The organism is Streptomyces sp. NPDC005492, from assembly GCF_040605995.1.
In the GTDB taxonomy this organism is placed as follows: domain Bacteria; phylum Actinomycetota; class Actinomycetes; order Streptomycetales; family Streptomycetaceae; genus Streptomyces.
The window spans coordinates 38,871-65,449 of the sequence record NZ_JBEXDX010000040.1 but is presented as its reverse complement, the minus strand read 5'-3'; the positions used below and the strand labels follow the sequence as shown (position 1 = coordinate 65,449).

25 protein-coding genes, 2 tRNA genes and 3 pseudogenes are annotated in these 26,579 nt (G+C 70.0%); 16 read left to right on the top strand and 14 right to left on the bottom strand.

From position 1 onward, the window contains the following. From ABZT04_RS36015 to ABZT04_RS36005, 3 genes are all read left to right on the top strand, one after another. Complete coding sequence (locus tag ABZT04_RS36015; protein WP_356061990.1) at positions 1-291, top strand: DUF6412 domain-containing protein; 291 nt, start codon at positions 1-3, stop codon at positions 289-291. Between the two features lie 71 nt (positions 292-362). After that, positions 363-1,019, top strand: a complete 657-nt coding sequence (gene yidC / locus ABZT04_RS36010; RefSeq protein ID WP_356061987.1) for a membrane protein insertase YidC — start codon at positions 363-365, stop codon at positions 1,017-1,019. A gap of 129 nt (positions 1,020-1,148) precedes the next feature. Then, a complete protein-coding gene (locus tag ABZT04_RS36005; RefSeq protein ID WP_356061984.1) occupies positions 1,149-2,006 on the top strand; it encodes a fumarylacetoacetate hydrolase family protein in 858 nt (285 codons plus the stop codon). Positions 2,007-2,012: 6 nt separating this feature from the next. On the opposite strand, the pseudogene ABZT04_RS36000 reads toward ABZT04_RS36005, so the two are convergent. The 3 genes and pseudogenes from ABZT04_RS36000 to ABZT04_RS35990 form a co-directional block, all read right to left on the bottom strand. After that, positions 2,013-2,880, bottom strand: a pseudogene (locus ABZT04_RS36000) (LLM class F420-dependent oxidoreductase). A gap of 77 nt (positions 2,881-2,957) precedes the next feature. Continuing rightward, a complete protein-coding gene (locus ABZT04_RS35995) occupies positions 2,958-3,455 on the bottom strand; it encodes a heme-degrading domain-containing protein (RefSeq protein ID WP_356062028.1) in 498 nt (165 codons plus the stop codon). A gap of 47 nt (positions 3,456-3,502) precedes the next feature. Then, positions 3,503-4,582, bottom strand: coding sequence for a Gfo/Idh/MocA family oxidoreductase (locus tag ABZT04_RS35990; protein ID WP_356061981.1), 1,080 nt, complete (start codon positions 4,580-4,582; stop codon positions 3,503-3,505). A gap of 116 nt (positions 4,583-4,698) precedes the next feature. Here ABZT04_RS35990 and ABZT04_RS35985 point away from each other — a divergent pair, with 116 nt between their 5' ends. The 4 genes and pseudogenes from ABZT04_RS35985 to ABZT04_RS35970 form a co-directional block, all read left to right on the top strand. Continuing rightward, on the top strand, positions 4,699-5,820 hold the full coding sequence (locus tag ABZT04_RS35985; RefSeq protein WP_356062025.1) for an ROK family transcriptional regulator: 1,122 nt from the start codon (positions 4,699-4,701) through the stop codon (positions 5,818-5,820). A 137-nt stretch (positions 5,821-5,957) separates the two neighbouring features. After that, complete coding sequence (locus ABZT04_RS35980) at positions 5,958-6,749, top strand: LPXTG cell wall anchor domain-containing protein (RefSeq protein WP_356061978.1); 792 nt, start codon at positions 5,958-5,960, stop codon at positions 6,747-6,749. Positions 6,750-6,780: 31 nt separating this feature from the next. Further along, positions 6,781-6,936, top strand: a pseudogene (locus ABZT04_RS35975) (GntR family transcriptional regulator); the annotation flags it as partial. Position 6,937: 1 nt separating this feature from the next. Further along, positions 6,938-7,302, top strand: a pseudogene (locus ABZT04_RS35970) (HAD hydrolase-like protein); the annotation flags it as partial. Here the strand turns inward: ABZT04_RS35970 and ABZT04_RS35965 are convergent. After that, a complete protein-coding gene (locus tag ABZT04_RS35965; RefSeq protein ID WP_356061975.1) occupies positions 7,248-8,027 on the bottom strand; it encodes an HAD-IIA family hydrolase in 780 nt (259 codons plus the stop codon). The pseudogene ABZT04_RS35970 and the gene ABZT04_RS35965 sit on opposite strands and share 55 nt — an antisense overlap. Before the next feature lie 150 nt (positions 8,028-8,177). Between ABZT04_RS35965 and ABZT04_RS35960 the strand changes: the two genes are divergently transcribed. From ABZT04_RS35960 to ABZT04_RS35950, 3 genes are all read left to right on the top strand, one after another. Next, entirely contained in the window at positions 8,178-8,744 is a 567-nt protein-coding gene (locus ABZT04_RS35960; protein WP_356061972.1) for a hypothetical protein, read from the top strand. A 6-nt stretch (positions 8,745-8,750) separates the two neighbouring features. Next, complete coding sequence (locus tag ABZT04_RS35955) at positions 8,751-9,434, top strand: class F sortase (protein WP_356061970.1); 684 nt, start codon at positions 8,751-8,753, stop codon at positions 9,432-9,434. 387 nt (positions 9,435-9,821) lie between these two features. Continuing rightward, positions 9,822-10,850, top strand: a complete 1,029-nt coding sequence (locus tag ABZT04_RS35950) for a glycoside hydrolase family 6 protein (RefSeq protein ID WP_356061968.1) — start codon at positions 9,822-9,824, stop codon at positions 10,848-10,850. On the opposite strand, the gene ABZT04_RS35945 is transcribed toward ABZT04_RS35950, so the two are convergent. The 4 genes from ABZT04_RS35945 to ABZT04_RS35930 all read right to left on the bottom strand — a co-directional run bounded on the left by ABZT04_RS35945 (position 10,851) and on the right by ABZT04_RS35930 (position 15,984). Next, positions 10,851-12,785 (bottom strand): kelch motif-containing protein, encoded by a 1,935-nt coding sequence (locus ABZT04_RS35945; protein ID WP_356061966.1) that lies wholly within the window; start codon positions 12,783-12,785, stop codon positions 10,851-10,853. It lies immediately after the preceding gene. Then, the gene (locus tag ABZT04_RS35940; protein ID WP_356061963.1) at positions 12,782-14,680 is read right to left on the bottom strand and encodes a glycosyltransferase family 2 protein; all 1,899 of its coding nucleotides are present in this window, start codon (positions 14,678-14,680) and stop codon (positions 12,782-12,784) included. Before ABZT04_RS35940 ends, ABZT04_RS35945 begins: the two co-directional genes overlap by 4 nt. Before the next feature lie 315 nt (positions 14,681-14,995). Beyond that, entirely contained in the window at positions 14,996-15,709 is a 714-nt protein-coding gene (locus ABZT04_RS35935; protein WP_356061960.1) for a FadR/GntR family transcriptional regulator, read from the bottom strand. A gap of 201 nt (positions 15,710-15,910) precedes the next feature. Next, a tRNA-Lys gene (locus tag ABZT04_RS35930) sits at positions 15,911-15,984 on the bottom strand. Positions 15,985-16,161: 177 nt separating this feature from the next. On the opposite strand from ABZT04_RS35930, the gene ABZT04_RS35925 reads away from it, so the two are divergent. The 6 genes from ABZT04_RS35925 to ABZT04_RS35900 all read left to right on the top strand — a co-directional run bounded on the left by ABZT04_RS35925 (position 16,162) and on the right by ABZT04_RS35900 (position 22,045). Then, positions 16,162-17,505 carry a peptidoglycan-binding protein gene (locus ABZT04_RS35925; RefSeq protein WP_356061957.1) on the top strand — a complete coding sequence of 448 codons (1,344 nt, stop codon included), beginning with the start codon at positions 16,162-16,164 and terminating at the stop codon, positions 17,503-17,505. Positions 17,506-17,568: 63 nt separating this feature from the next. After that, the gene (locus tag ABZT04_RS35920; protein WP_356061954.1) at positions 17,569-18,705 is read left to right on the top strand and encodes an SPFH domain-containing protein; all 1,137 of its coding nucleotides are present in this window, start codon (positions 17,569-17,571) and stop codon (positions 18,703-18,705) included. 98 nt (positions 18,706-18,803) lie between these two features. After that, complete coding sequence (locus ABZT04_RS35915) at positions 18,804-19,409, top strand: lytic polysaccharide monooxygenase (protein WP_356061951.1); 606 nt, start codon at positions 18,804-18,806, stop codon at positions 19,407-19,409. Positions 19,410-19,489: 80 nt separating this feature from the next. Next, complete coding sequence (locus ABZT04_RS35910; RefSeq protein WP_356061948.1) at positions 19,490-19,951, top strand: DUF3592 domain-containing protein; 462 nt, start codon at positions 19,490-19,492, stop codon at positions 19,949-19,951. A 40-nt stretch (positions 19,952-19,991) separates the two neighbouring features. Then, the gene (locus ABZT04_RS35905) at positions 19,992-21,608 is read left to right on the top strand and encodes a long-chain-fatty-acid--CoA ligase (protein WP_356061945.1); all 1,617 of its coding nucleotides are present in this window, start codon (positions 19,992-19,994) and stop codon (positions 21,606-21,608) included. 38 nt (positions 21,609-21,646) lie between these two features. Continuing rightward, a complete protein-coding gene (locus tag ABZT04_RS35900) occupies positions 21,647-22,045 on the top strand; it encodes a hypothetical protein (RefSeq protein ID WP_356061943.1) in 399 nt (132 codons plus the stop codon). A 277-nt stretch (positions 22,046-22,322) separates the two neighbouring features. Here the strand turns inward: ABZT04_RS35900 and ABZT04_RS35895 are convergent. From ABZT04_RS35895 to ehuB, 6 genes are all read right to left on the bottom strand, one after another. Next, positions 22,323-22,396: transfer RNA gene (locus tag ABZT04_RS35895), tRNA-Lys, on the bottom strand. 87 nt (positions 22,397-22,483) lie between these two features. Then, positions 22,484-23,242 (bottom strand): IclR family transcriptional regulator C-terminal domain-containing protein, encoded by a 759-nt coding sequence (locus ABZT04_RS35890; protein WP_356061940.1) that lies wholly within the window; start codon positions 23,240-23,242, stop codon positions 22,484-22,486. 220 nt (positions 23,243-23,462) lie between these two features. After that, complete coding sequence (ehuA, locus tag ABZT04_RS35885) at positions 23,463-24,239, bottom strand: ectoine/hydroxyectoine ABC transporter ATP-binding protein EhuA (protein ID WP_356062022.1); 777 nt, start codon at positions 24,237-24,239, stop codon at positions 23,463-23,465. A gap of 10 nt (positions 24,240-24,249) precedes the next feature. Beyond that, on the bottom strand, positions 24,250-24,900 hold the full coding sequence (ehuD, locus tag ABZT04_RS35880) for an ectoine/hydroxyectoine ABC transporter permease subunit EhuD (protein ID WP_356061937.1): 651 nt from the start codon (positions 24,898-24,900) through the stop codon (positions 24,250-24,252). Next, the gene (ehuC, locus tag ABZT04_RS35875; RefSeq protein WP_356061934.1) at positions 24,897-25,616 is read right to left on the bottom strand and encodes an ectoine/hydroxyectoine ABC transporter permease subunit EhuC; all 720 of its coding nucleotides are present in this window, start codon (positions 25,614-25,616) and stop codon (positions 24,897-24,899) included. Before ehuC ends, ehuD begins: the two co-directional genes overlap by 4 nt. Further along, the gene (gene ehuB / locus ABZT04_RS35870; protein WP_356061931.1) at positions 25,613-26,533 is read right to left on the bottom strand and encodes an ectoine/hydroxyectoine ABC transporter substrate-binding protein EhuB; all 921 of its coding nucleotides are present in this window, start codon (positions 26,531-26,533) and stop codon (positions 25,613-25,615) included. The genes ehuC and ehuB overlap by 4 nt, the downstream gene beginning before the upstream one ends. Positions 26,534-26,579: the final 46 nt, after the last annotated feature.

Here is a 26,579-nt window from a genome sequence, read left to right as displayed (position 1 = left end):
ATGATCCGTGGTCGCGCCGCCGCGCTGCTTCTCCTGCTGCTGCTCCCGCTCGTGCTGGCGGACACCGGCAGCCTCCCGGCCACCGTCGCGCTCGCCGCGACCGGCACCGCCCTCGCCCTCTCCGCCCTCCTCACCTCGCGCTCCGCGCCCGCCGTACCGCCCACCCGGGTCCGTACGGCCATCCGCGACCGCGCCCGCCGTACGGCCTTCCTGCCGCAGCGCGACCCCGACGCCTCGGGCCGGCCACGCCCCCGAGCACCCGGACACGCCCTCCGGACGACCACCGCGTAACGCGTTCCCGCGCGGGTCGTCACATCGCCATGCCCCACTCCGGCACGACGAGACCCACGGAGGGCTCACCCATGTCCGTTCTCACCCACGTCGTCGGTCAACTCGCCGACCTGCTCCACCCGTTGTTCGGCCCGTCCGCGGTCGCCGCGGCGATCGTCCTGTTCACCGCTCTGGTACGACTCCTCGTCCATCCCCTGTCCCGGGCCGCGGCGCGCGGACAGCGGGAGCGGGCGCAACTCCGGCCGCAGGTCGTCGAGTTGCAGAAGCGGTACGCGAAGCAGCCCGAAAAACTGCGGGCGGCCGTACTGGAGTTGCACGCCGACGCGAAGGTGTCACCGCTGTCCGGACTGTTGCCCAGCCTGCTCCAACTCCCGGCGTTCTTCCTGCTCTACCGCCTGTTCTCCGGTGGCGGTGACGGCCTGCTCTCCCACCGACTGTTCGCCGCGCCCCTCGGCGGACGGTGGGCCGACGCGCTCGCCGGGGACGGGGTGTTCGGGCCGGCCGGGCTCGTCTACGTCGGCCTGTTCCTCGTCGTCGCCGCGGTCGCGACCTTCACCTGCGTCCGTGCCCGGCGGACGGTCGTCGACGGCGGCGCGATCGGCCGGGTGCTGCCGTTCGCGTCCTTCCTCACCCTCGTCACCGTGTCCGTGGTGCCGCTCGCCGCCGCCCTCTACGTGGTGACCAGCACGGCCTGGAGCGCGGTCGAGCGGGCCCTGCTGTACAGCTGAGCGGCACGGTGACGGTCCAGTCCGTGAACCGGGTATTGCGGACTGGACCGTGAGCTTGGAGGATCGACCAGTCCTCCGATGGCTGCACCCGTCGGTCGACGGCCCGCACGATCGATGGAGATGGTGAACATGAAGCTGCTGCGAGTCGGTACGGCGGGGGCGGAGCGGCCCGCGCTGCTCGACGCCGAGGGGACCCTGCGGGACCTGTCCGGCCTCGTCCCCGACATCGACGGACCGCTGCTGGCCGACACCGCCGCGCTCGGCCGGATCCGGGCCGCCGCCGACGCCGGGGACCTGCCCGCGCTGGACGCCGACGGGCTGCGGATCGGGCCGCCGCTGGCCGGGATCGGCAAGGTCGTGTGCATCGGGCTGAACTACCACGACCACGCCCGCGAGACCGGCGCCGAGCCGCCCGCCGAGCCGGTCATCTTCTTCAAGGCGGCGGACACGGTCGTCGGGCCGTACGACACCGTGCTCGTCCCCCGCCGGTCGGTGAAGACCGACTGGGAGGTCGAACTGGCGGTAGTCATCGGACGTACGGCCCGCTATCTGTCCTCGCACGAGGAGGCGCTCGCGCATGTCGCCGGGTACGCGGTGGCGCACGACGTGTCCGAGCGGGAGTTCCAGATCGAGCGGGGCGGGACCTGGGACAAGGGCAAGAACTGCGAGACGTTCAACCCGCTCGGGCCGTGGCTGGTGACGTCCGACGAGGTGCCCGACCCGCAGGCCCTCTCGCTGAAGCTCTGGGTCAACGGCGAGCTGAAGCAGGACGGCACCACCGCCGAGCAGATCTTCCCGGTCGCCGAAGTCGTGCGCTACGTCAGCCAGTTCATGACCCTGTACCCCGGTGACGTCATCAACACCGGCACGCCGGCGGGCGTCGCGCTGGGGCAGCCCGAGCCGAAGCCGTTCCTGAGGGCCGGGGATGTGGTGGAGCTGGAGATCTCCGGGTTGGGGCGTCAGCGGCAGGAGTTGAAGGACGCGTGACCCCGACTAGCTGAGCAGCGCGGCCAGTCGGCGCCAGGCCTCGCGCGGGAGTGTCTCGCGTGAGGCACCGTCCACCACCTGGAGCGCCACGTGGTCCGCGCCCGCGTCGAGGTACTCCTCGATCCGGGCCCGGATCCGGGTCTCCTCGCCCCACGCGAACACGGCGTCGATCAGCCGGTCGCTGCCGCCGTCCGTGAGATCGGCCTCGGCGAAGCCGTTGCGCAGGAAGTTGTTGGTGTAGTTCGGCATGGCGAGGTAGGGGGCGAGAGCCTCGCGGGCCAGGGTGCGGGCGCGGGTCGGGTCCGACTCCAGGACCACCTTCAACTCCGGGGCCAGCAGCGAGGTTTCGCCCAGGATCTCGCGGGACCGCCGCGTGTGCTCCGTTGTCACCAGGTACGGGATAGAGCCCGCCGCGCGGTCCCGGGCCAGCTCCACCGTCTTCGGGCCGAGAGCGGCGAGGAGACGTCGCCCCGCGGGTACTCCGGCCGTGTCCAGGGCGTCCAGATAGGCGACCAGGGCCGAGTAGGGGCGACGGTACTCCGCCGTGTTGATGGCGTGGGCCACCCCGAGGCCGAGCAGGAAGCGGCCCGGGTGGGCCCGCTCCAGTTCGGCGAAGCTCGCCGCGCTCTCGTCCGCCGGGTACTGCCAGATTGCTCTGGATGCTGGTGCCGACGGCGATGCGCGAGGTCGCCCCGAGGAGCGGCACGGCGTGTCGGGCTGCGCTGCTGCCGCCCAACCAGACCGCTCCGTAGCCGAGTTGCTCCAGCTCGGCGGTGGCCTCCGCCAACTCGCCGCGCCGGGACGGCTCTTCGGAGCGCAGCCCCACGCTCCAGATGCCGTACCGGCCGACCGTTTCCTTCAGGGCGCTGCTCATCGGTCCCGTTCCCTCCGGTGTCGGACGTGTCGGAGAGTCCCAACCGGAGGGAGCCGCTGGTTAATTCCGGGCGCCGGTCACTTCTTCTGGTCGTCGTCCAGGAACTGCTCCAGCGCCGCCACGACGAAGCGGTGGTCCTGCAACTGGGGCAGTCCGCTGACCGTCACCGTGCCGATCACCCCCACGCCCTCGACCGTGATCGGGAACGAGCCGCCGTGTGCCGCGTACTCGTCGGGGTCGAGGCGGGAGGACTCCTCGAAGGTGCTGCCCTTGGCGCGGAAGCGGGTGCCGACCAGGTAGGAGGCCGCGCCGAAACGCTCGACGACCCTGCGCTTGCGGTCGATCCACGCGTCGTTGTCGGGGGACGAGCCCGGCAGTGCCGCGTGGAACAGTTGCTGACCGGCGCGGCGGATGTCGATGGCGACCGGGGCCTGGCTCTCGCGGGCGAGTTCCACGAGGAGCGAACCCAGCGCCCAGGCGTCGTCGTAGGTGAACTGCCGGAACACCAGGCGGCGTTCCTGCGCTTCCAGTTCCTCCACGGTCGGGGTGAGCTCCGGGGCGATCCGCTGGGTGATCGCGGGCTTGTGCTGGTTCGACTGGTGATGGGTCGGCTTGTTCTGGGTCACAGGGTCACCGTCACTCCGTCGCGGGCGCTGCGGCGCGCGGCTTCCAGTACGTCGAGGGCGGCGGCCGCCTCCAGGGCGGTCACCGGGTTGGGGGCGCCGTCACGGAGGGCGGCGGCGACGGCCGCGTAGTAGGCGGGGTAGTCGCCGGGGACGGTCGGCTCGGGGCGGCCACCTCCGGTGAGGGGGGACTCGCCGGCGCCGACCCGGCCGTAGAGGGACTCGGGTTCCTCACCCCAGCCGGGCCCGGGGCGCTTTCCGTCCCGCAGATCCGCCTCCTGGGGGTCGAGGCCGTACTTCACATAGCCCGCCTTGGAGCCCAACACCCGGAAACGGGGGCCGAGTTGGGCGGTGGTCGCGGAGACGTACAGGTGCGAGCGGACGCCGTTCGTGTGGGTGATCGCGATGAACGTGTCGTCGTCCGCCTCCGCGCCCGGGCGGCGGATGTCCGACTCGGCGTACACCGAGGCGGCCGGTCCGAAGAGGGCCAGCGCCTGGTCCACGACATGGCTGCCGAGGTCGTAGAGCAGGCCGCCGATCTCCGCCGGGTCGCCGGACTCGCGCCAGCCGCCCTTGGGCTGCGGGCGCCAGCGCTCGAACCGGGACTCGAAGCGCCATACGTCGCCCAACTCGCCCTCGGCGAGGAGCTTGCGCAGGGTCAGGAAGTCGTTGTCCCAGCGGCGGTTCTGGAAGACGGAGAGGAGGAGGGAGTGCTCCTCGGCGAGCGAGGCGAGGGCGCGGGCCTCGGCCGCGGTGCCGGCGATCGGCTTGTCCACGACGACCGGCAGGCCGGCCTTGAGGGCGGTGGTCGCGAGCGTGACGTGCGTCTTGTTCGGGGACGCGACGACGATCAGGTCGAGGTCGTCGGCGCGGTCGAACAGCTCGTCCGGGCTCGCGGCGAGGCGGATGTCCGGGAACTCCGCGCGGGCCTGTTCCTGCCGCTCCGGGTTCGAGGTGACGACCGTGTCGAGCGCGAGGCCCTCGGTGGCGGCGATCAGCGGGGCGTGGAAGACGGAGCCGGCGAGGCCGTAGCCGACGAGGCCGACGCGGAGGGGTGTGCGAGTCGTGCGTCCAGTCATGCCGTCCACTTTGGCAACGCTGTTGCCAAAGTGCAAGTGGTGGGGACAATGGGGGTGTGAACAGTGCGAGTGCGCGGGCGCGCGGCGGAACCGGGAGTGGCACGGGTGCGGGTGCGGTGGGTGCGAATCTGCTCGCCGTCCGCAGTCACAACGCCGCGCTGGTCCTCGACCTGCTGCGGAGGGCCGGCGCGGACGGGATAAGCCGCCTCGAAATCGCCGAGCGCACCGGCCTCACTCCCCAGGCCGTCAGCAAGATCACGGCCCGCCTGCGCGAGTCCGGTCTCGCCACGGAAGCGGGCCGCCGCGCCTCCACCGGCGGCAAGCCGCGCACGGTACTGCGCCTGGTACCGGAGGCCGGCCACGCGGTCGGGGTACACCTGGACCGCGACGAACTGCGGGTGGTGCTCGTGGACCTCACCGGCACGGTGGTGGGGGAGCGGGGCGCTTCGCTGGATCTGGGGGCGGGGGGCGGGGTAGTCGTGGAGGCGGTGGCTCGTGAGGTGGAGGGCCTGGTGCCGGAGGTCGCCGGTGCGGCGGGCGCGCGTCCCGGGTCCGCCCCTCTCCCCACTCCCGGCCACCTCCTCGGCATAGGTGTAGCCCTGCCCGGCCCCCTCGACCACGCGCACGGCGTGCTGCACCGTGTCACCGGCTTCCCCGAGTGGGACGGGTTCCCATTGCGGGACGCGCTCGCGGGGCGGCTCGGGATGCCGGTCGTGGTCGACAAGGACACCAATGCGGCCGCGCTGGGGCTGGCCGTGGGTGGGGAGGGCGGGTCGTTCGCCTATCTGCATCTCGGGACGGGGCTCGGGGCCGGGCTGGTGATCGGTGGGGGTGTGCACCGGGGGGCGCGGACCGGGGCCGGTGAGTTCGGCCATCAGGTGATCCAGCTCGACGGGCCGCCCTGCGACTGCGGGAACCGGGGCTGCATCGAGGCCCTGTGCCTGGCCGCCGTGGCGCGGGGCGACCTGGCCGAGGCGGCGCGGGTGCTCGGCACGGGCGCCGCGAACCTCGTGGGCCTGCTCGACATCGACCTCGTCCTGCTGGGCGGCCGCACTGTCGCCGCCGACCCGGAGCCCTTCGTACACGGAGTCGCCGCCGTCCTCATCGAACACGCCCACCGTGAGGGCACCCGCGAGGCCGCCGTACCGGTACGGGTTGCCTCCGGCGGGGTGCGGGGGGTTGCGGTGGGGGCGGCGCAGCTGTTGCTGGGACCGCTGTTCGGGCGGGCGGACGGCTAGGTGGTCGTACGCGACCCGTGGAACGAGGAGCCCCTCCGCCGAACAGGCGTCCCCCCACCCCCGTTCGAGCCATTCGCGGCCCGCGACCGGCACGTCACCCCCGATCCGCGGCCCCTGTCCTGCACGCTCATGTGTTTATGCGACTGCCCCTGAGACCACGCCTCCAGCCCCTGTCCCTCTGCCTCGCCGCAGCCGCCCCCCTTCTCCTCATCCCTACGCTCACGACCTCGGCGCACGCGGCGGACCGCACCCCCGACTGCGCCGCCCCCGGCGCCCGCGCCTTCCCCCTCACCACCCGGATCCACGACGGTCCCGACAGCTACGACGCCGGTGGCGGCTACGGCACCTGGTATCTCGACCTCACCAACACCACCGCCCGCCGCTGCACCGAGATCCACCCGGTCGTCGTCCTCGTCGACGAGCGGCGCGCGCTGAAACCCGCCCAGCCCAGGCTCGACTTCTACGACGGCACCCATCCGCGCCCGCACCCCGTGCACTTCGCCAGGACCGACGAGGCCGAACTCGTCGGCGCCTTCGACGACGGCTTGCCGGGGTTCACCGTCGAGCCCGGCAAGACCCTCACCGTGAAGGTGCGTCTCGCGCTCGCCCCCGACGCCGTGGCGAACGAGATCACCGCCAACGCGGCCGTCGTACAACGCCATGCCGACGACGGCGACTGGGTCGGACAGTCGAACGACTACCGGTTCGACGTGGAAGCCGATCCGGCCGCGTCGTCCGATACCGCCACCACCCCCACCCCCACCGCCTCCGCGGCCACCCCGTCTCCCTCCACCACCCCCGCCGAAGACTTCTCCTTCGCCGACGAACTCGCCCGCACCGGAATCGGCACCGCACACCTCGTCCTCGCCGCCGTCTCCGCCGTCCTCGTCACCGCCGGCGCCCTGCTGCTGACCCGGAGGCGCCGATAGCGCGGGCCGTCACTTCTGCGACGATCTCCGCGTGGACTGTCCGAATGACCAGGTCCCCGGCGCCCCCGTCCGCTCCGGCATCCCGGAGCACGGCCGTATCCCCAAGTACTACGCGGTGAAGGCCCAAATCGCCGCGCTCCTCGACGAGTTGGGGGAGGGCGGCCTGATCCCCACCGAGCGCGACCTCTGATGCTGGACCACGTGTCGCGGCCCTCCCCGGTGCGCGCGAGACCATCGAACTCCTCAAGTCCCAAGGTCTCACGGTCGTGTTGACGACATGATCCTCACCGCGTTCCTGCGGACGGGCGCCGCCGAAGCCGTCGACCAGGTCGCCGTCGTCGGTGACACGTCCTACGACATGCTCAGCGCCGTCCGCGCGGGAGCGGGCCTGGTCGCCGGTGTCCTCACCGGCGCGCGCGACGCGGACGCGCTGCGGTCGGCCGGGGCGACCCAAGTCCTGGACGGGGTGGGGCAGTTGACGACCCTGGACTGCCTGTGTCAGACCAGGTCGACGATGTCCGCGATGGAGTCCACGACCTTCGTGGGGCGGTAGGGGTAGCGGTCGAGGTCGTCCTTGGTCGTCAGCCCGGTCAGCACGAGGAAGGTCTCCATCCCGGCCTCGAGACCGGCCAGGACATCCGTGTCCATGCGGTCGCCGATCATCGCGCTGGTCTCCGAGTGCGCGCCGATGGTGTTCAGCGCGCTGCGCATCATCAGGGGGTTCGGCTTGCCGACGAAGTACGGCTCCTTGCCGGTGGCCTTGGTGATCAGCGCGGCGACCGAGCCGGTCGCGGGGAGGGCGCCCTCGGGGGAGGGGCCGGTGTTGTCGGGGTTGGTGGCGATGAACCGGGCCCCGTTGTTGATCAGCCGGATCGCCTTGGTCAGCGCCTCGAACGAGTAGGTCCGGGTCTCGCCCAGGATCACGAAGTCGGGGTCCACGTCGGTCAGTACGTATCCGGCGTCGTGCAGCGCCGTCGTCAGGCCGGCCTCGCCGATCACATAGGCGGTGCCGCCGGGGTGCTGGATGTCCAGGAAGGCGGCGGTGGCCAGGGCCGAGGTCCAGATGTTCTCCACCGGCACTTCGAGGCCGATGCGGTTCAGCCGGGCGTGCAGGTCGCGCGCCGTGTAGATCGAGTTGTTGGTGAGGACCAGGAACGGACGTCCGGTCTCCCGCAGCTTCTTGATGAAGGCGTCCGCGCCGGGCACGGGAATGCCCTCGTGCATCAGCACCCCGTCCATGTCGGTGAGCCACGATTCGATGGGCTTGCGCTCTGTCATGGGCGGGCACTCCTGCTGCGGTACGCGGGCATGTGTGGTGACCATGCTATGCACTCGCGGTACCACGTCCCCCGTTCGGCCCAATCGGGCGCCGCCAGGGATGCGCGGGCGGGTGCCGAGGAGGAGTCTCCAGATATCTGGAGGTTCACGATGGGCTCACTGAAAATCACTCTCTGTGCAGGTGCGGCGGTCCTCGCGGCGCTCACCCCGACGGCGTACGCGGCGGACGGAGGCGCTGTCACGGTGACCCCCGCCTCCCCGGCCCCCGGCGCCGATGTCGCCCTCAAGATCAGCGGCTGTGCCGGTACGACGGGCTCGGCGGCGTCCGCCGCGTTCGTCGCCGACGCCCAACTGGTCGGCGCGGCCGGCACCCTTTCCGGTGAGACCCGGGTGCGCGGCTCGCTGGAGCCGGGCAGCTACGACGTGAAGATCACCTGCGGCAGCGTCACGGTGAAGGGCGCGATCAGGGTCGTAGGAGAGGCGCCCCAGTCGCCGTCGGCGCCCCCCTCGGCCCCCGTCACCCCCGCCTCGCCGGTCGCCGCCGTGCACGCGGGCGGCGGCGGTACGGCACACCTGTCCTCCGCCGCGGACGCCGTGGACGTCCGCGCGGCCGGCCCCGGTACGGGGCACGCGGTGGTCGGGCTGCTGCTGGCCGGTGTCGCCGCGGCGACCGTCATCGTGCTGCGCGGCGCCCGCCGGAGCCGCAGGACGGACTGACCCGCCATGTTCGATCACGACCGCCCCACCGAGCACGAGGGCTCCTCCGGCACGGGTCGTCTGCTGACCGGTGTGGCCTGGGCCGTGCTGTTGTCCGGGCTCTGGCTGTGGGGGCAGGACCTGACCGACATACGGCAGGGCACAGCCGGGCCCACCACCGGTGACGTGGCGGCGGTCGGACGGCCCCCCGGGGCCGAACTGCCGCCCGCCGCCAAGCCGTTGGGGGATGCGCTGCCCCAGCGCATCGACATCCCCCAACTGGCCGTGCAGGCACCGGTGGTGGCCCGCCCGCTCGACGCGCAGGGCGCGATCGATCCACCGCCGTTCGACCAGCCGGGCGTGGTCGGCTGGTACGGAAGCGGGGTGCGGCCCGGGGCCGCCGGGACCGCGCTGCTGGTCGGGCACGTCGACACCGAGACCCGGCCCGCCGTCTTCTACAAGCTCAGCACACTGGGCCCGGGCCGCGTCATCCGCGTCATCCGCGACGACGGCAAGGTCGCCGAGTTCACCGTCGACGACGTACGCGTCCTGAGCCGCGACCACTTCGACGCCCAACAGGCTTACGGCACCCGGAAGTCGGGCCGCGCCGAACTGCGCCTGATCACCTGCGGCGGCACCTTCGACCGCGCCGACGGCAGCTACACCGCGAACGTGGTCGTCTCCGCCTACCTCACCGGAACCGGCCTCTGACTCCGACACCACCTTGCCCGGCCGACGACCCGCTCCCCCCGAGATCGCCGACCGGGCTGGTCCTCGACCGCGCGCGCACGGGCTGCGGGAGTAACCCGGCGGACGGCGCGGGAGGCTTGGGAAACACCGTGGTGGAGGGTGTGGAACGACCCGGGGCGGGGATCGTTCGAGACGACTGTAGAACGAATGAGCGCCCGGGCCTAGAGGGCGGATGACGCCATGTCCCGGTGTGGTAGCTCCCTGTCATATGCACAGGTGGTTCACGGTTCCAACGTCCGCGGTGCCGGGGTGTAACAGCCCGCCGACAACACCCCGGGCGTTCTCGTGGGCGGCACGCCACCTATGTCACGATTGAGCCTTGGATCGGTACAGCCAAGGGGGAGTTGGATGTACGGCAGCCAGGGGACCCCGGTTCCCATCGGCACACGGACGTCGGCGCTGGTCCTGGGGGTCGCGCTGCTGCTCGCGGGGTGTTCCTCCTCGGGGGGCGGGGACAAGACGCCGGACGCGGACGCGAAGATCAGCCAGCGGCCCACGGGGGCCGACCCGATCTGGGTCAACCCGGAAACCAACGCGGCCCGGCAGGTCGCCGCCTACGCCAAGGCCGGCAAGACCGCCGAAGCGGCGCAGATCAGGAAGATCGCCGAGCAGCCGACCGGCGAGTGGATCGGCCCCGAGAACCCCAAGGCGGAGGCCCAGGGCTTCACCGAGGCCGCCGACAAGGCAGGCCGCACCGCGCTCCTCGTCCTCTACGACATCCCGCACCGCGACTGCGGCCAGTACTCCCAGGGCGGCGCGGGCGACGGCGACTCCTACCGCGCCTGGCTCGACGCCGTCGCCCAGGGCATCGCCGACCGCTCCGCCACGGTGATCCTCGAACCGGACGCCCTGCTCCACCTGGTGGACGGCTGCACCCCGGCCGAGTACCAGGACGAGCGCTACGACCTCCTGAACTACGCCATCGGCAAGCTCAAGTCCCTGAAGAACACGAAGGTCTACCTCGACGCGGGGAACGCCGGCTGGGGCCACCCCGACGAGATCTACCAGCCCCTCCAGCGAGCGGGCATCGCCAAGGCCGACGGCTTCGCGGTGAACGTCTCCAACTTCTACTCCACCCAGGACTCCATCGCGTACGGCAAACAGCTCTCCGCGAAGGTCGGCGGCAAGCACTTCGTCATCGACACCAGCCGCAACGGCAAAGGGCCGTACACGGCCGGCGACGCCGACGAGAACTGGTGCAACCCCCCGGGCAGGTCCCTGGGCGAGACCCCGACGACGAAGACCGCCGACCCCCTGGTGGACGCCTACCTGTGGGTCAAGCGCCCGGGGGAGTCGGACGGCACGTGCAAGGGCGGCCCCAAGGCGGGCCAGTGGTGGGCGAGTTACGCACTGGCCCTCGCCAAGTCCAGCGAGTGATCAGGGGACTTCGACCCACACTGCCTTGCTCGGTGTCCCCTGGTCGTCGTCCACGAACAGCATGTACCACCCCGCCTGCACCAGGTTCCGGTCCTTCGGCACCGTCACCGTGACCTTGTCGCCCGAGGTCTTGAAGTCCAGCGCGATCGACCGCTGATCCACATCCGTGACATGCGTGGACGCGCTGGGCCGGATCAACCGCACCTTCTTGATGGACGACGCGTGCTGCGAGGTGAACGTCCCCGAAGCCCCGAGCGCGATGCTCGCCGGCCCGCCGGACAGATCGGGCCGCGAATCCCGGTACAGATAGGGCGGGGTGTAGATCTCGATCCGCTGCTCGAAAACCCCCGGCTTCGTGTTCGCCTTGTCCGCGTACAAGGGATTGGACCCGAAGAACATCACCCGCCCGTCCGGCAGCAGGATCGACCCGGAGTGGTAGTTCCGCCCCACCAGCGGATCGGCGACCTCCTCGAAGGTGTTCGTGTCCGGGTGGTAGAGCCGCGCCTGGAGAATGTCGGAGTCACCGCGCCCCCGATAGTCCTCGGACCCGCCCGACACCAGCACCGTGTCGTCGGGCAGGACAGATGTCTGCGGATACCGGGTCCCCTTCTCCAGCGAAGGCCCGTCCACGAAACGGGGGTTGGCGTCCTTCAGATCGACCAGCCGGGTCTTGGCGGTCGACAGCTTCGACTCCCCGACCCCGCCGCCCCCGATCACCATGTACTTCTCGTCCTGCGCCGGAGGCAACAGCACGGTCGCCGAGGTCTCCAGCATCTTCGGATCGCTGAGGCCCGGCACCTTGGTGAACCGGTTGGTGTCGACGTCCCAGATCCCGGGATCCCGGCCCACGTTGTCCGGCCCGTACCCGGCATTCGATCCCGAGTAGAAGAGCTTCCCGTTCTCCGTCAGGAACAGCGCCGGATACGTCGGGAACTGCCGCTTCGTCTTCGTGTACGTCCACTTCTTGGTGGCCGGGTCGAAGACCTCGTTCTTGCCCGGCACCAACTGCCCGATGTCGTCGAGCCCGGAGACGCTGAGGATCTTCCCGTCGCTCAGGGTCGTGAGCGTCGGATACCAGCGGGCCTCGTTCATCGGATCGACCTTGATGTACTTCTCGGCGATCGGATCGAACTCGTAGGCGTTCTTGATCCCCTCGAAGTCCCTTTTGTCGAGGCCGAACTTGTTCCCGATGCCGTACGTGTTGCGCTCGTCGGCGCCGGTCAGCCCCTGGACGCGGTAGTTGTCCTGGGCGCCGGTCTCGTACGTGACGCCCTCCTTGGGCGCCTCCACGACGACCCGGGCGTAACCGGGGTTGTTCCGCAGGAACTTGCCGGTCTTCTTGTCGAACACCTTGGTCGCGCGCGGGATGAGCACCGAGTCCGTGGACACGAACGACTTGCCGTTCGCCTTGCCGGTGAACCTCGTGCCCTGGGGCAGGGTCATCGGTTTGTCGGGGTTCTCGTTGTAGAGGATCATGACGCCGCCGGCCTTCTTGACGTCGCCCTTGAGCTTCTCGTACTTCTTGGTGCCGCCCGCGATCAGCAGATTGCCATTGGCGAGCTGGGTGTGGCCCGTGCAGAACAGGTCGGCCGGGGTGGGAACCTTCTTGATGGTGCCCTTGACCGGGTCCCAGATCCGGGTGTCGAACTTCTTGGCATCGAAGTTGTCCTGGTCGTTGCCCGAGCCGGCGATGAGCACCACCTTGCCGGTGCGCAGCAGCGCCGCGTGGATGGTGTCCTGCCGGTACTCCTTGGGGAACTGGATGATGTCCCAGTGCCCGTTGTCGGCCTTGTACTCGGGCTTGTTGATGACGTACTGGTGGTATCTCTCGGTGCCGAATCTGTACAGCCAGGGTCCGTTCATCCCGGCCAGGGCGAGTACGACCACCGTGCTGATCGCGAGTCGACGGGCACGGCGCCGGCCGGCTTCCTTCATTCCTTACGACCCCCCGTCCCGCCCAGCGCGATCTGCAGGGTCTGTTCACCGCTGCCCGCCGCCGCCCAACCGGGCTTCTGCTGCGGGACGGTGGGGACGACGGGCGGTTTCTTCTGCTCCTGGCGCAGCATGTACCGCCAGGCGAGGATCGGCGAGGCGGTGATCAGCAGGGCGAACGTGGCCCAGGTGATCATCGCCGGGTGGGAGTGCCCGTTCTCGAACCCGGCCACCAGCGAGCCGCCGAAGACCAGGATGAAGAACCAGTGCACCCGGAACGTCCCGAACAACGTGTCGGGGCTGGCCGAGTCGCCCTTGGGCGTGACCACGAACCTGCTCTTGCGGCGCAGCAGGGCGTCGAACAGCGAGCGGGCGTAGATCGGCGCCGACAGCGCCGACATCACCATGCCGGCGACCCCGCCCGACCCCTCGGGCTCGTGCGGGGAGACGTTGTGCCGCCGGTTCCAGACGTAGAGGCCGATCTGGAGCGCGGAGGCGTTGCCGTAGAGCATCAGCCACACCGTCGGGTCGATGTTCACGCCGGATGCGCCCAGGCCCAGGAACAGGGCGCAACTCAGCGCGGCCAGGATCCAGTTGAGGGCGGACATCGGGTAGAAGATGATCATCATGGTGTAGTTGAAGAGCTTCCCCGGAGGCATCGAGAAGAAGCCCTTCCAGTACTGCTTGAGGATTGTCTCGTACGTCCCCCGCGACCACCGGAGCTGCTGGGTGAAGAAGTCCGTCCAGGCGCTGGGCCCTTCGCCGACCGCGAGTACGTCCGGCGTGTAGACCGACTTCCACCTCTTCCCGGTGGCCGGGTTCTTGGCGCGGTGCATCTCGAAGCCGGTGGCCATGTCCTCGGTGATCGAGTCGTACAGGCCACCGATCTGCTGAAGTGCCTTGATCCGTACGGCGTTTGATGTCCCGACGAACATCGGCGAGCCATAGCGGTTGCCGGCCCGCTGGATCAGGGCGTGGAAGAGGAACTGCTGCGACTCGGCGGCCTTGGTGACCGGGGTGTCGTAATTGCCGTACACCTGCGGGCCGATGACGAAGCCGACGTCCGGGTCGCGGAAGAAACCGAGCATCCGCTCCAGGTAGTTGGGCAGCGGCACATGGTCGGTGTCGACGGAGGCGAAGTAGTCGTACTCGGCGCCGTGCGCTTCGAGCCAGGCGTTGTAGTTGCCGTGCTTGGTCTTCGCCCGGTGCGGCCCCTTGGGCTGGTTCCAGCGCTCAACTCCCTTGCGGGTGAAGTGATGTACACCGAGCCGCCCGCACACCGCCTTGACCTCGGGGTCGTCGCCCTCGTCGAGCAGCCACACATGCAGCAGACCCCGGTGACGGAGCCGTACGGCCGCCTCCAGGGTCTTGGTGACCATCTCCAGGGGTTCCTTGCCGGGCACGAACGTCGTGATGAAGGCGACTCTCGTGCCGGTCTCGGGCACCACCGGGACCGGGTCGCGGGCGACCAGCGTGGCGTGCGCGTTCGACAGCACGTTCATGCAGCGGAAGAACTCGATCAGACCGATCGCGACCAGCATCACGACGTCCAGCGCGGGCAGGAAGTCGTAGGCGGGATAGTCGCGTTGGGTCCAGTGCGCGGGCCGCATCAGCCAGCCGAGCAGCACCAGGGAGAGCAGCGGCGCCGCGCTCAGCATGAGCGCGGCGCGGATCCGGTGCGTCTCCTGGGAGAGCAGCGAGCGGTACTGGACCTTGTACGGCTTGTCCGGGGCGGGCTGGGTCAGGGGTCCCGCCAGACGGCTGTAGTGCTCATAGTCGTATCTCGGAAGTGTCTTCTTGATCCGGCGGAAACTGCCGGTCCGGTGTCCCGGGACTCTGAGTTCGGTGGTTTGTGACGGGTCGAAGTTCTGCCGGGCGCCCGTCGGCGTCGACGTCATGAGTCATCCCCCCACACGCACAGGAGCGCGTGTCTGTTCGTCGCGGCCGCCCGTCAGGGTCCCCCTCGACTCTCGACGGGCGTGTCAGTGGTGGCCACAGTCACCACACAGTCCACTCACAGAGACATGGCACTGCGACCGTCCGGTTGCGGAATGCCCCCCTCGACATCCGTTCCTGGGCGGGGCCCCTCCTCCCCGCGAAACCGCGCAACCGGTTCCGTACCCCCTCAACTGCCGTGTACCGGCAGTATCTTCAAAACCAGGGTTCTACGGTGTTCAGCTTGATCGCAAGACACGAAACGCGGTGTTTACCGGTCATACGCGTTCATTGGGGCGCGTGTGGGGATCATGTGGAGCCGTTGTGGACAGTCTTGTGCGGACGTTGTCGAAGTGCTCCCTTATGGCGTTCTCGGCACGTTTCGCATCTCCGGACCGGACCGCGTCGAGGATCGCCCGGTGCTGGCGGCAGGTGACCTCGGGGTCCTGCGGGCCGGCCGCGAGATCGGTGTGGACGCGATGGAAGGCGTCCCAGAACGCCTCCAGGACCTCGCTCAGCAGCGCGTTGTCCAGCCCCCGGTAGAGGGTGGCGTGAAAGACGCGATCGGTGGCCGCGAGCCCGACCCCCTCGGCGGCCTCCCGCTCCATCCGGGCCACCAGCGCGTCCAGTTCGACGAGGTCCCGCTCGGGCAACCGCCCCGCCAGCCGGGCGACGAGCCCCGACTCCACGGCTTCCCGCAGTTCGAGCAACTGGAGCAGGCTGTCCTCGCCGCGGTAGTGCCCGACGACGGTACGGAACGCGAGGCCCTCGACCATCGGCGCGAGCGACATCCGGCCGACGTACGTCCCGAACCCGTGCCGGATCTCGACGATCCCCATCGCCTGCAAGGCCTTGAGCGCCTCCCGCACCGAGTTCCGGCTCGCGCCGAGGAACACCATCAGCTCGGGCTCGGTCGGCAGCGGCGCCCCGGAGGGCAGCCGACGGTCGAGGATGAGCTTCTTGATCCGCTCCTGCAGGTCACGGGCTGCCATGGCCAGAGGGTATCCGGCCAAACGGGGGGAGAGCTGTGTTCCGTCCGGACGGGATGTTCCCCCATGTGCTCCGCCCATGCGAAAGGCCCTCCACGGGGGTGTGGGTGGCGGAGCCCCCGCGGCGCGCGGCGAAGCCGTGCAGAAACAACGATGGCGAGGCCGGTTCGCGCTTTCCGCGAACATGCCTCGCCATCGTCATCGTGCGCCGCCAGGGACTCGAACCCCGGACCCGCTGATTAAGAGTCAGCTGCTCTAACCAACTGAGCTAGCGGCGCGCGCTGACCTGCACAACTGTACCGGACGGCCGGGGGTGCTCCGGACCACCCTCCCCGGCCGGTCAGGGGCCGCCGTACATCATTCGGACCGTCAACATGCGAGTCCGGAAGACAGTTGAGAAACTGACGGACGTGCACGAGTGCGGAAATTTCCACCTGGAGTGTGAGGGGCATCGCATGGAGACTCCGGTATTCGAGGAATTCGAGCCCGCGAGCGATTGTGATTGCCCCGGATGCGTTCAGCGGCGGCGCGTCCCGCCGTATTCCCCGACCGGCCGCACGGGCGGTCCGCCCACCGCCCAGCGGGTCCTCGTCGTGGCGACGGCCGCGACCGCCGCGCTTGCCGCCGGGCACGCCGTACCGGCCCTCGCCGCTCCCCACGCCCCGGCCCGCCCCGGCGTTCCCGCAGGTGACACGGGTGACGAGCCCGCCACCCCGCAGGGCACCAAGGCCCCGCTGCACGGCCCGAGCGGGAAACCGGCGAAGCCGGCCGGCGCCGTCAGGGTGCCCACGACCACCCGCGCCGAGATCATCAACCGGGCCAAGACCTGGATCGCGGCGCAGGTGCCGTACAGCATGGACGAATACTGGTCCGACGGTTACCGGCAGGACTGCTCGGGGTTCGTCTCGATGGCCTGGGGTCTGGCGGGGAACGAATGGACCGGCAGCCTCGACCGGTACGGGGTGCGTATTTCCAAGGAGGAACTGCAGCCCGGCGACATTCTGCTGTTCCACAATCCCGAGAACCCCGAGAAGGGTTCGCACGTGGTTATCTTCGGCGGCTGGACCGACTACACGCACACCTACTACATCGCCCTGGAGGAGACCCCCTCGCACGCCCGCCGCCAGTCCACCCCGTACGCGTACTGGAGCCACTCCGCCAACTACGTCCCCTACCGCTCCAAGGGCCTGACGGAGAGCGCTGGGGACAAGCCCCCGGTGCCCCCGGTGACCCCGGCCGGGACGGGCACGTCGAAGACCGGGTATCCGGGAGCGACGTATTTCGGCCCCGGCGCCAGCAATGAATACGTCACCCAGCTCGGCACGATGCTCGTCGCCCGGGGCGCCGGCTCCTACTACACCTCGGGTCCGGGACCGCGCTGGTCGGACGCGGACCTCCGGGCCACCCAGGCGTTCCAGCGGGCCCAGGGCTGGACCGGCGCGGACGCGGACGGCCTGCCCGGCCCGCAGACCTGGGAACTTCTCGTCACCGGCAAGGGCCGGAGCATCGGCGGCACGCCCGCGGGAGCGGCGGGCCCGCCCGCCCCCGCCTCGCACGGCGTCCCCGGCTACCCCGGCCGGGGCATGTTCCGCCCCGGCGCGACCAACAAGTACGTCACCGAGCTGGGAAAGCAGTTGGTCAAGAAGGGGTTCGGCACGTACTACACCACCGGCCCGGGACCCCGCTGGGGCGAGCCCGACCGGCGCAACGTCGAGGCCTTCCAGCGCGCCCAGGGCTGGCGGGGCGGCGCGGCGGACGGCTACCCGGGCCCGGAGACCTGGCGCCGGCTCTTCTCGTAACGAAGCCCATCACGCTCGACCCCACCCGTTGTGACGCATCTGGCGCGGAGGCTGGAAGCAACCATGAGTACGACGACCACTTCACAGACGCCCGAGAACGAGGAACCCGCGCGGCCGCCCGAGGCGCAGACCCGTCCCGCGCGGCTCATCCAGAACGAGGCGACCACCGAGATCCCCGTCCACCTGCTGTTCCGCGACGACCCCGACCCGGCGCCGGTGCCGCTCAGGCCCGCCGTCGTGGCCCGCCGCCAGGGCACCGGCGAGCAGCCCCGCTTCCGCCGCCCGGTACCGGCCAAGCCGCGCCCGGCACCCGAGGTCGACCCCGACCTGGTGGAGCGGCCCGCCCGGGTGCTGCCCGGCACGGCGGGGGTGCTCGCCGGTTCCTGCGGAATCGCCGGCTGCCTCGCCACCTCGTGGTGGGCGGGCGTCCTGCCCTCGCTCGCGGCGCATGCGCTACGGCTGCCGGTCTACGCCGGTGCCGGGCTCGGCCCCGCGCAGTGGGCCGCGTACGCCGGGGCCGGCGCGCTCGGCCTGTTCGGCTTCGGCGGGCTGGCCCGGGGCCGTACCGGACGGGCCTGGGTGCTCGGCCTGTTCGGCCGCTACCGGGGGACGGTCCGGCGCACCGGCCTGATGTGGGTCAACCCGCTGCTGCTGCGCCGCCGCGTCGACGTACGGCTGCGGCACTGGCGCGGCGAGCCGCTGCCGGCCGCCGACGCGAACGGGGTCGCGCTGCGGGTCGTGGTGCTCGTGGTGTGGCGGGTGCGGGACACCGCGCGTGCCACCCTCGGGGTCGAGGACCACGAGACGTATCTGCGCGAGTGCGTGGAGGCGGCGCTGGCCCGGGTGCCGGTGGAGCCGCCGGGCGGCGGCGCGAAGGGCACGGCCGACCTGGCCGCCGACGCGCTGACCCAACTGGTCGTGGCGGACTCGGCGCCGGTCGGCATCGAGGTGTTCTCGGTACGGCCGCTGCGCGTCGAGTACGCCCCGGAGGTCGCCGCGGCGATGACCCGCCGCCGTATCGCCGCGCTGGACGCGCAGCAGCGGGCGACGATGCTCACCTCGGTTGTCGACTCGGTGGAGGACACCGTCACCCGGCTGACCGTGCGCGGCCTGGTGGAACTGGACGACTACGAACGCAAGGCGCTGGTGAAGGACTTGACGGTGGCGTTCTGCTCGGGGCGGGCGGAAGCGAGCCCGTGATGGGGATGGACACAGTCAAGTAACGGCAATAATCTGGGACTTGGTCTAGACCTGCACGGCTCACGGAACTTCCCCACACGTTCTCCAGGAGCGGCAGCATGCGCAAAAAGACCAAGTGGTACGCCGCCGTGCTCGGGCTCACCACGGCCGGGGCCATCGTGCTCTCGTCCGGCGCCGCGAGCAGCCACGGCTACACCGACCTCCCCATCAGCAGGCAGAAGCTCTGCGCCAACGGCACGGTGACGAACTGCGGTGACATCCAGTACGAGCCGCAGAGCGTCGAGGGCCCCAAGGGCTTCCCGGCCGCCGGTCCCGCCGACGGCCAGATCTGCAACGGCGGCGTCAGCCGCTTCAGCCAGCTCAGCGCGCCGACCACACCGTCGGGCGGCGCCTGGCCGACGACAAAGATGACGGGTGGTCAGTCGTACACCTTCCGCTGGCAGTTCACCGCCATGCACGCCACCACGGACTTCAAGTACTACGTCACCAAGCAGGGTTGGAACCAGAACCACAACCTGGCCCGCTCGGACCTCAACACCACGCCGTTCCTCACCGTCCCCTACAACGGCCAGCGCCCGCCATCCACCCTCTCGCACAGCGGCACGCTTCCGTCCGGTCTCTCCGGCCACCATGTGATCGTCGCGGTGTGGACGATCGCGGACACGGCCAACGCGTTCTACGCCTGCTCGGACGTCACGTTCTGAGCTTCGCTTGAGACAGTCCGGCGTCCCCCGGGGGTAGGTTCCCCACACCAAGCGGCACGTGCCTGACCTCGGGGGACACCATGGAAGCGCTGTTCTACCTCGCACCTCTGCTCATCATCGGCATCGTGTCGCTCGGCGCGACCGCCGTGATCCGCCGTTCGCGACAGGTCAACAGCGCCTGGAGCAGCGGGCTCACGGCCCGGGCGCGCTGTCTGCGGACGTACACGACGACCAGCGGCGGCGGGGACAGCATGGTGTCGACGACGCTGCACCACGTCTACGAGTTCACGACACACCAGGGCGGGACCGTCCGGTTCGAGGAGCGGAACGGGCCGGGGACGACCCTGGAGGGCGACATCGTCACCGTGTACTACGCGGCGGACCACCCCGAGCGGGCCACCGCCCACGCCCCGGCCCGCGGAAAGCTCGCGGCGGGGGCGGGCTGCGCGCTGGCTTTCTTCGGCATGATCGTCGTCTTCTGCCTCGGGTTCATCCTCGTGGCCCACGAGATGTTCAGGGTGGTGGGAGGCGACCTGCCGTAGGGCTCCACATCTGACGGTACGTCAACTACCGTGCGCCCCCATGGAGTCCACGAGGCGCACGGTCGCGGAACTCGTACAGGCGCGGTGGGGTGACCACCGACCGGGCCTGTGGTTCGGGCAACGGGTGCTGAGTCACCACGAGGTGGCGGCCGGTGCCGCGGCCAGGGCGGCGCTGCTGACCGACCTGCTGTCGCCGGGCGCGGCACCCCATGTCGGCGTGCTGCTCGACAACACCCCTGAATATCCCCTGTGGTTGAGCGCGGCGGCCCTCGCGGGCGCGGCCGTAGCCGGCATCAACCCCACCCGCCGCGGCCCCGAACTGGCCCGCGACATCCTGCACACCGAATGCCGGTTGCTGGTCACCGAGCAAACCCACCTGCCCCTCCTCGAAGGCCTCCAACTCCCCAACGTACGGCTCCTGGTGACGGACACTCAGCCCTACGCCGAACTGCTCGCGCCGTATACGGGCACGCGACCGGATGCCTTCGCCCACGCCACCCCCGACGACCGCATCCTGCTCTACTTCACCTCCGGATCCACCGGCGCACCGAAGGTCGCGATCTGCACCCAGGGCCGCCTGGCCGCCGCGGGCCGCTCACTGGTCGACAGCTTCAAAGTCCTCCCGGACGACGTGCACTACATCTGCATGCCGATGTTCCACGGCAACGCGGTGATCGCCGACTGGGCACCGGCGCTGGCGGCCGGGGCCGGGGTCGCGCTGAGGCGGCGGTTCTCGGCATCACGCTTCCTGGACGACGTACGGAGGTACCGGGCCACGTACTTCACCTACGTCGGCCGTGCCGTGCAGTACATCCTGGCCACCGAGGAGCGCGCCGACGACCGGGACAACCCGCTGCGCATGGGCTTCGGCACGGAGGCGGGGGCGGTGGACTCGGCGGCGTTCGAGCGGCGGTTCGGGGTGCGGCTGGTGGAGGGGTACGGGTCCTCGGAGGGCGGGGCGGCGGTGCAGTGGTCGCCGGGAACGCCGTCCGGGGCGGTCGGCCCGGCGGCGCCCGGCCTCGCCGTACTCGATCCCGAGACGCACGCGGAGTGCCCGCCGGCCGCCTTCGACTCGGCAGGCCGACTGCTCAACGGGGAAGAGACGATAGGGGAGTTGGTGAACCGGGGCGCCAACCCCTTCGAGGGCTACTGGCGCAACCCGGAGGCGGACGCGGAACGCCGTCGGGCGGGCTGGTACTGGACCGGCGACCTCTTCTACCGCGACAACGACGGCTACCTCTACTTCGCCGGCCGCACCGACGACCGCCTCCGCGTCGACAGCGAGAACCTGGCCGCCGCGATGATCGAGAACATCGTCGCCCGCTACGAGGGCGCCGACGCCGTGGCGGTCTACGCGGTCCCGGACCCGGTCACCGGCGACCAGGTCATGGCCACGATCGCCGGCACCTTCGACCCCCTCGCCTTCGCGGAGTTCCTCCTGGCCCAGCCGGACCTGGGGACGAAGATGGCACCCCGGTTCGTACGGGTGGTGGACCGGATGCCGGTGACGGCCACCAACAAGATCCACCGGGCGGGCCTGCGGCGGGAGGGGATCGCGTGCGCCGACCCGGTGTGGTGGCGGCCGCCGGGGGAGGCGGCCTATCGACGCCTCACCCCGGAGGACGCCGAAGGGCCCTTCGTCTCCACGAGCCGGTGATCGATACTCTGTGCCGACAGCTTCGGGGGGGCATGTACATGAGGCACAGCAGGGGGAGTACGCGAACAGCCGCGCAGGCAGCGGCAGTTGTCGTCGTCGCCGTCCTGATGAGTGGTTGTTCGTCGGGCGATCCGGCGCAGGCCAAGGAGTGGCAGGGGCTTTACTGCGCCAAGCTGGGGGCCTGGGAGAAGGCCAAGCGTGCCTCGGCGGCCAGTGCGGCTGCCGCCGGTGACGGAGAGGACACGGGGTACGACATCGTCGCGTCGAAGGGGCGGGCGGCCATCGACGCCTCGAAGAGGCTCGACCGGGAAGGCCTCAACCACGGTGGCACCAAGATCCTCGACGACACCGTCAACGCGATCGGCGGCGACGCCGGGGCCGAGGGGCGTGCGGCGTCCTACTGCGACAGCGCGGGCTTCGAGGCTTCGGCCGGCTAGGGCCTGTCGTTTGGATCAGGCCGGCCCGACTGACGGTGCCTTGTCGGCCCACCCGAGCGGGGCGTGGTGCGTGCAGATGCAAGGCGGAGGAGGGAGGCGACGCGGAGCGTCGGCGAGTGACGACAACGCGGCAGATGTGCGTGCCACGCCCCGCGACGCCGGCATGATCCAAACGACAGGCCCTAGCGCTGACGCAGGGCGCTGGAAGGTGCGGTATCCGGCCCCGAGAACGACCAAGGGCGCCCTCCCCGAAGGGAGAACGCCCAGATCGCACATGTGCGCCGCCAGGGACTCGAACCCCGGACCCGCTGATTAAGAGTCAGCTGCTCTAACCAACTGAGCTAGCGGCGCATGACTCACGCCTTCCGCTGGATCTGTGTCTCGCGGAGGGCGACGAGAAAATACTACCTGGTCCGGAGGGGTGCTTCGAACCAGCCGCTAGATGGCCAGGGAGAGAAGGACAGGTCCCGCTCCGCGGTTCAGGGTGTCCGCCGCTCGGCGGAGGCGGTGGGCGTGTTCGATCGGGAGGGAGAGGGCCAGGCAGCCCACCGAGGAACCGGCGGTGATCGGGACGGCCGCGCAGACCGTGCCGACCGCGTACTCCTGGAGGTCGAGGTGGGGGATCGTCGGCGGCTGGGTCTCCAGGCGGGAGAGCAGCAGCTTGTCGCTGGTGATGGTGCGCGAGGTGAGGCGGGCCATCTTGTGGCGGGAGAGGTGGTCGCGGCGGCCGTTGTGGTCGAGCTGGCCCAGCAGGCTCTTGCCGAGCGCGGTGGCGTGCGCGGAGACGCGGAAGTCGACCCACTCGTTGACCGCCGGGGTGGTGGGTCCTGCCGCGTACTGGGTGATCGTGACCTCGCCGTCGACGTACCGGCTGACGTAGACCGCCGCGCCCAGGGAGTCGCGCAGCCGGTCGAGGGTCCGCTGGATCTGCTCGCGCACCGCCTGGTCCCGGCCGGCCGCGGAGCCGAGCCGGTTCAGCGCCTCGCCGGTGACATAGGCGCCGTCGGTGAGCTGCTCGACGTAGCCCTCGCGGCGCAGCATCCGCAGCAGTGCGGTCAGGCGCGCGGCGCCGACGCCGGTGAGGCGGGCGAGCTCGGTGTCGGTGACACCGGCGGAGTGGGCTGACACTGTCTCCAGGACGCGCAGCGCGTCCTGGGCCGAATGGTGGGGAGCGGTCGGCTCGTGCATCAGCGCCACGGTGTTTCTCCCTGCGCTCGCTTTGTGGGCCGTGATACCGGACAGCGATTCCTCTCCACGATAGCCGTCAAACGGCCGATGTGGAGCGGCTGTTGGCGAGATTATGGCCCTCCTGATGCCCTCCCAACTGGGACGTAAGCCGGATGGCATATGTCAGCGGAATGCCCCGTGGCGTAGACCTTGGGTGTTCGAGAGTTCACTTGCCGTAGTTGAATAAATGTCAAAGAATCGCGCCGAGGAATTCCCGGGTCCGCTGATGTTCCGGATCGCCGAAGATCCGCTCCGGCGGGCCCGATTCGATGACCTTTCCCGAGTCGAACATCAGGACCTGGTCCGAGATGTCCCGGGCGAAATTCATCTCGTGGGTCACACAGAGCATGGTGATGTCGGTGGTGCGGGCGATGTCCCGCAGCACGTCGAGCACGCCCGCGACCAGCTCGGGGTCCAGCGCCGAGGTCACCTCGTCAAGGAGCAGCACCTGCGGCCGCATCGCCAGCGCCCGCGCGATCGCGACGCGCTGCTGCTGGCCGCCGGAGAGCTGGGTCGGGCGGGCGCCGGCCTTGTCGGAGAGGCCGACCAGGTCGAGCAGCTCCAGCGCGCGGGCCTCCGCCTCCTCCTTGGGCATGCCGAGGACGGTGACCGGTGCCTCGGTGATGTTGCGCAGCACGGTCATGTTCGGGAACAGGTTGAACTGCTGGAACACCATCCCGATCTTCTTGCGGATCTCGCGGACCTGCTTCTCGGGCGCGGGGAAGAGCTGCTCCCCGCCGACGGTGATCGTCCCCTCGTCCGGCTTCGTCAGGGTCATCAGCAGCCGCAGGATCGTGGTCTTGCCGGACCCGGACGGGCCGATCAGGGTGACGTGCTTGCCGGACTCGACGGAGAAGTCGAGGCTGTCGAGCACGGTGTTGGACCCGAACCGCTTGGTGACGTGGTCCAGGCGTATCAGCTCGCGGCCGTCCACCGGCGGGTTGGCGTTGACGTCGGCATCGTTGATCAGGGGCGTGTCAGCGGACAAGGCGTCGCTCCAGGGCTCGGATCAGCAGGGAGGCGGGATAGGAGATGAGGATGAAGGCCACGCCGATCACGGTGATGGGCTCGGTGAACTGGAAGTGGTCCTGGGAGAAGAGACGGGCCTGGCCCATCAGTTCCAGCACGGTGATCGCCATCAGGATCGGTGTGTCCTTGAGCATCGCGATCACGTAGTTGCCGAGGGCCGGGACCACCCGGCGGATCGCCTGCGGCAGGATCACCACGGTCCAGGTCCGGCGCACCGGCAGGTTCAGCGCGGTCGCCGCCTCCCACTGGCCGACGGGGACCGCCTCGATACCGGCGCGGTAGACCTGCATCGTGTACGTCGAGTAGTGCAGCCCGATCGCGAAGACACCGGTGGTCAGCGCGGAGAAGGTCAGCCCCCACTCCGGCAGCACATAGAAGAGGAAGAACAGCTGCACCAGCAGCGGAGTGTCCCGCACGAACTCGGTGACGACCTCGACCGGCCAGCGCACCCAGCGTGTCGGCGTCCGCATCAGCAGCGCCCACACCAGCCCCAGTCCGAACGAGATCAGCGACCCGAGTGCCAGCACCTCCAGGGTGACCTTCAGGCCGTCCCAGAAGTACGGCATGAAGTCATCTACGGCGTTCCAGTCCCACTTCATGCGACTCCACCTCCGACACCCGTGGTCTGGGCGCGCTTCAGCTCACGCGCGGCCTTCTCGTTCCCGGCCGGCTTGCCGATCCCGGCTTTCAGCTTCTTCTCCAGTCCGCGCATCAGCCGGGTGAGCGCGAAGGCGATCACGAAGTAGATCAGCAGGACATACGTGTAGATCTCCGCGCTCTGCTGCAACGCGAGCCGCACCTGGCTGGCGCTGAACGTCAGATCGCCCATGCCCATGATCGAGACCAGCGCGGTGCCCTTGAGCAGTTCGATCAGCAGGTTGCAGAAGGTCGGGATCATCTCCGGCACCGCCTGCGGCAGCAGGATCAGCCGCATCCGCTGCCAGGGTGTGAAGCTCAGCGCGACACCGCCCTCCAGCTGTGCCGGGTCGACCGCGTTGAGCGCCCCGCGCACGATCTCCGTGCCGTACGCCCCGTAGGTCAGCCCGAGCGCGAGCGTGCCCGCCCACAGGGGCACGAGCTGCCAGCCGAAGGCGACCGGCAGCACGAAGTACACCCAGAAGATCATGACGAGTGCGGAGGTGCCGCGGAACACCTCGGTGTAGAAACCGGCGAGAAAACGGACGATCCACAGCCGGTGGGTACGGGCGATGCCGACGACGAACGACACGGCGGTCGCCAACAGGGCGCTGAACACGAGGAGTTGGACGGTGGTCCAGGCTCCCTTGAGGACGAGGTCCCAGAGTCCGGAGGTCATCCGCCGCCACAGAGCTCCTTCGCGGTGAGGTTCGTCATCTCGGCCTTGGTGAACCCGAAGGGCCGCAGGATGCGGAGCAGCTCCCCGCTCTTCTTGAGCTTGTGCAGCTCGACGTTGAAGGCGTCGCGCAACTTGGTCTCGGTCAGCCGGAAGGCGAACGCGCCCCCGTCGATATGCGGTTTCCCGTCGACGAGCGGTGCGAAGGGCGTGATGGACTCCGTCTTGCGCGACTTCTCGACCACCGCGCGCGTGGTGACCGCCGTACCGGCGAAGACGTCGACGCGCCCCGCCTCCACGGCGTTCAGCCCGGCGACCTGGTCCGGGACGATCAGGATGTCGCTCTGCTTGTACCCGGCGTCGACGGCGTGCTGGATCTGGGCGTAGCCCGTGCCGGTGGCGAACTTCGCCTTCTTCGCGACGACGTCCTTGTAGTTGTGGAGCCCCTTCGGGTTGCCCTTGCGGACGACGAAGGAGTCGAGCATCTGGTAGTCAGGGTCGGCGAAGATGACCTGCGCACAGCGGTCCGGGTTCACGTACATCCCGGCGGCCACGACGTCGAACTGCTGCGAGTTCAGCCCCGGTATGAGCGAGCCGAACTCGGTGGGCACGGGCTGCACCTTGTCGACACCGAGCCGCTTGAAGATCGCCTTCGCCAACTCCGGTGCCTCACCGGTCAGATGGCCGTCCTTGTCGATGTACCCGAACGGGATCTCACCCGCGATCCCCAGCCGTACGACGCCCTGCGCCTTCAGCCGGGCGAGCAGATCACCGCCGTTCGTGGTCGACGCGGTGGCCACACGGCTGCAGCCGGCCGCGCCCAGCGCACCGGCCGCAGCCGCCCCGGCGAGCAGTGCCCGGCGGGTGGGACCCGGCGTGTGACCGGATGTGTGTCTGTCGTTCCCAATTGGTGGAGCCATGGGCGCGCAGCTACCCGAGCGCACCAGGGTTATGCACCCTGGATCA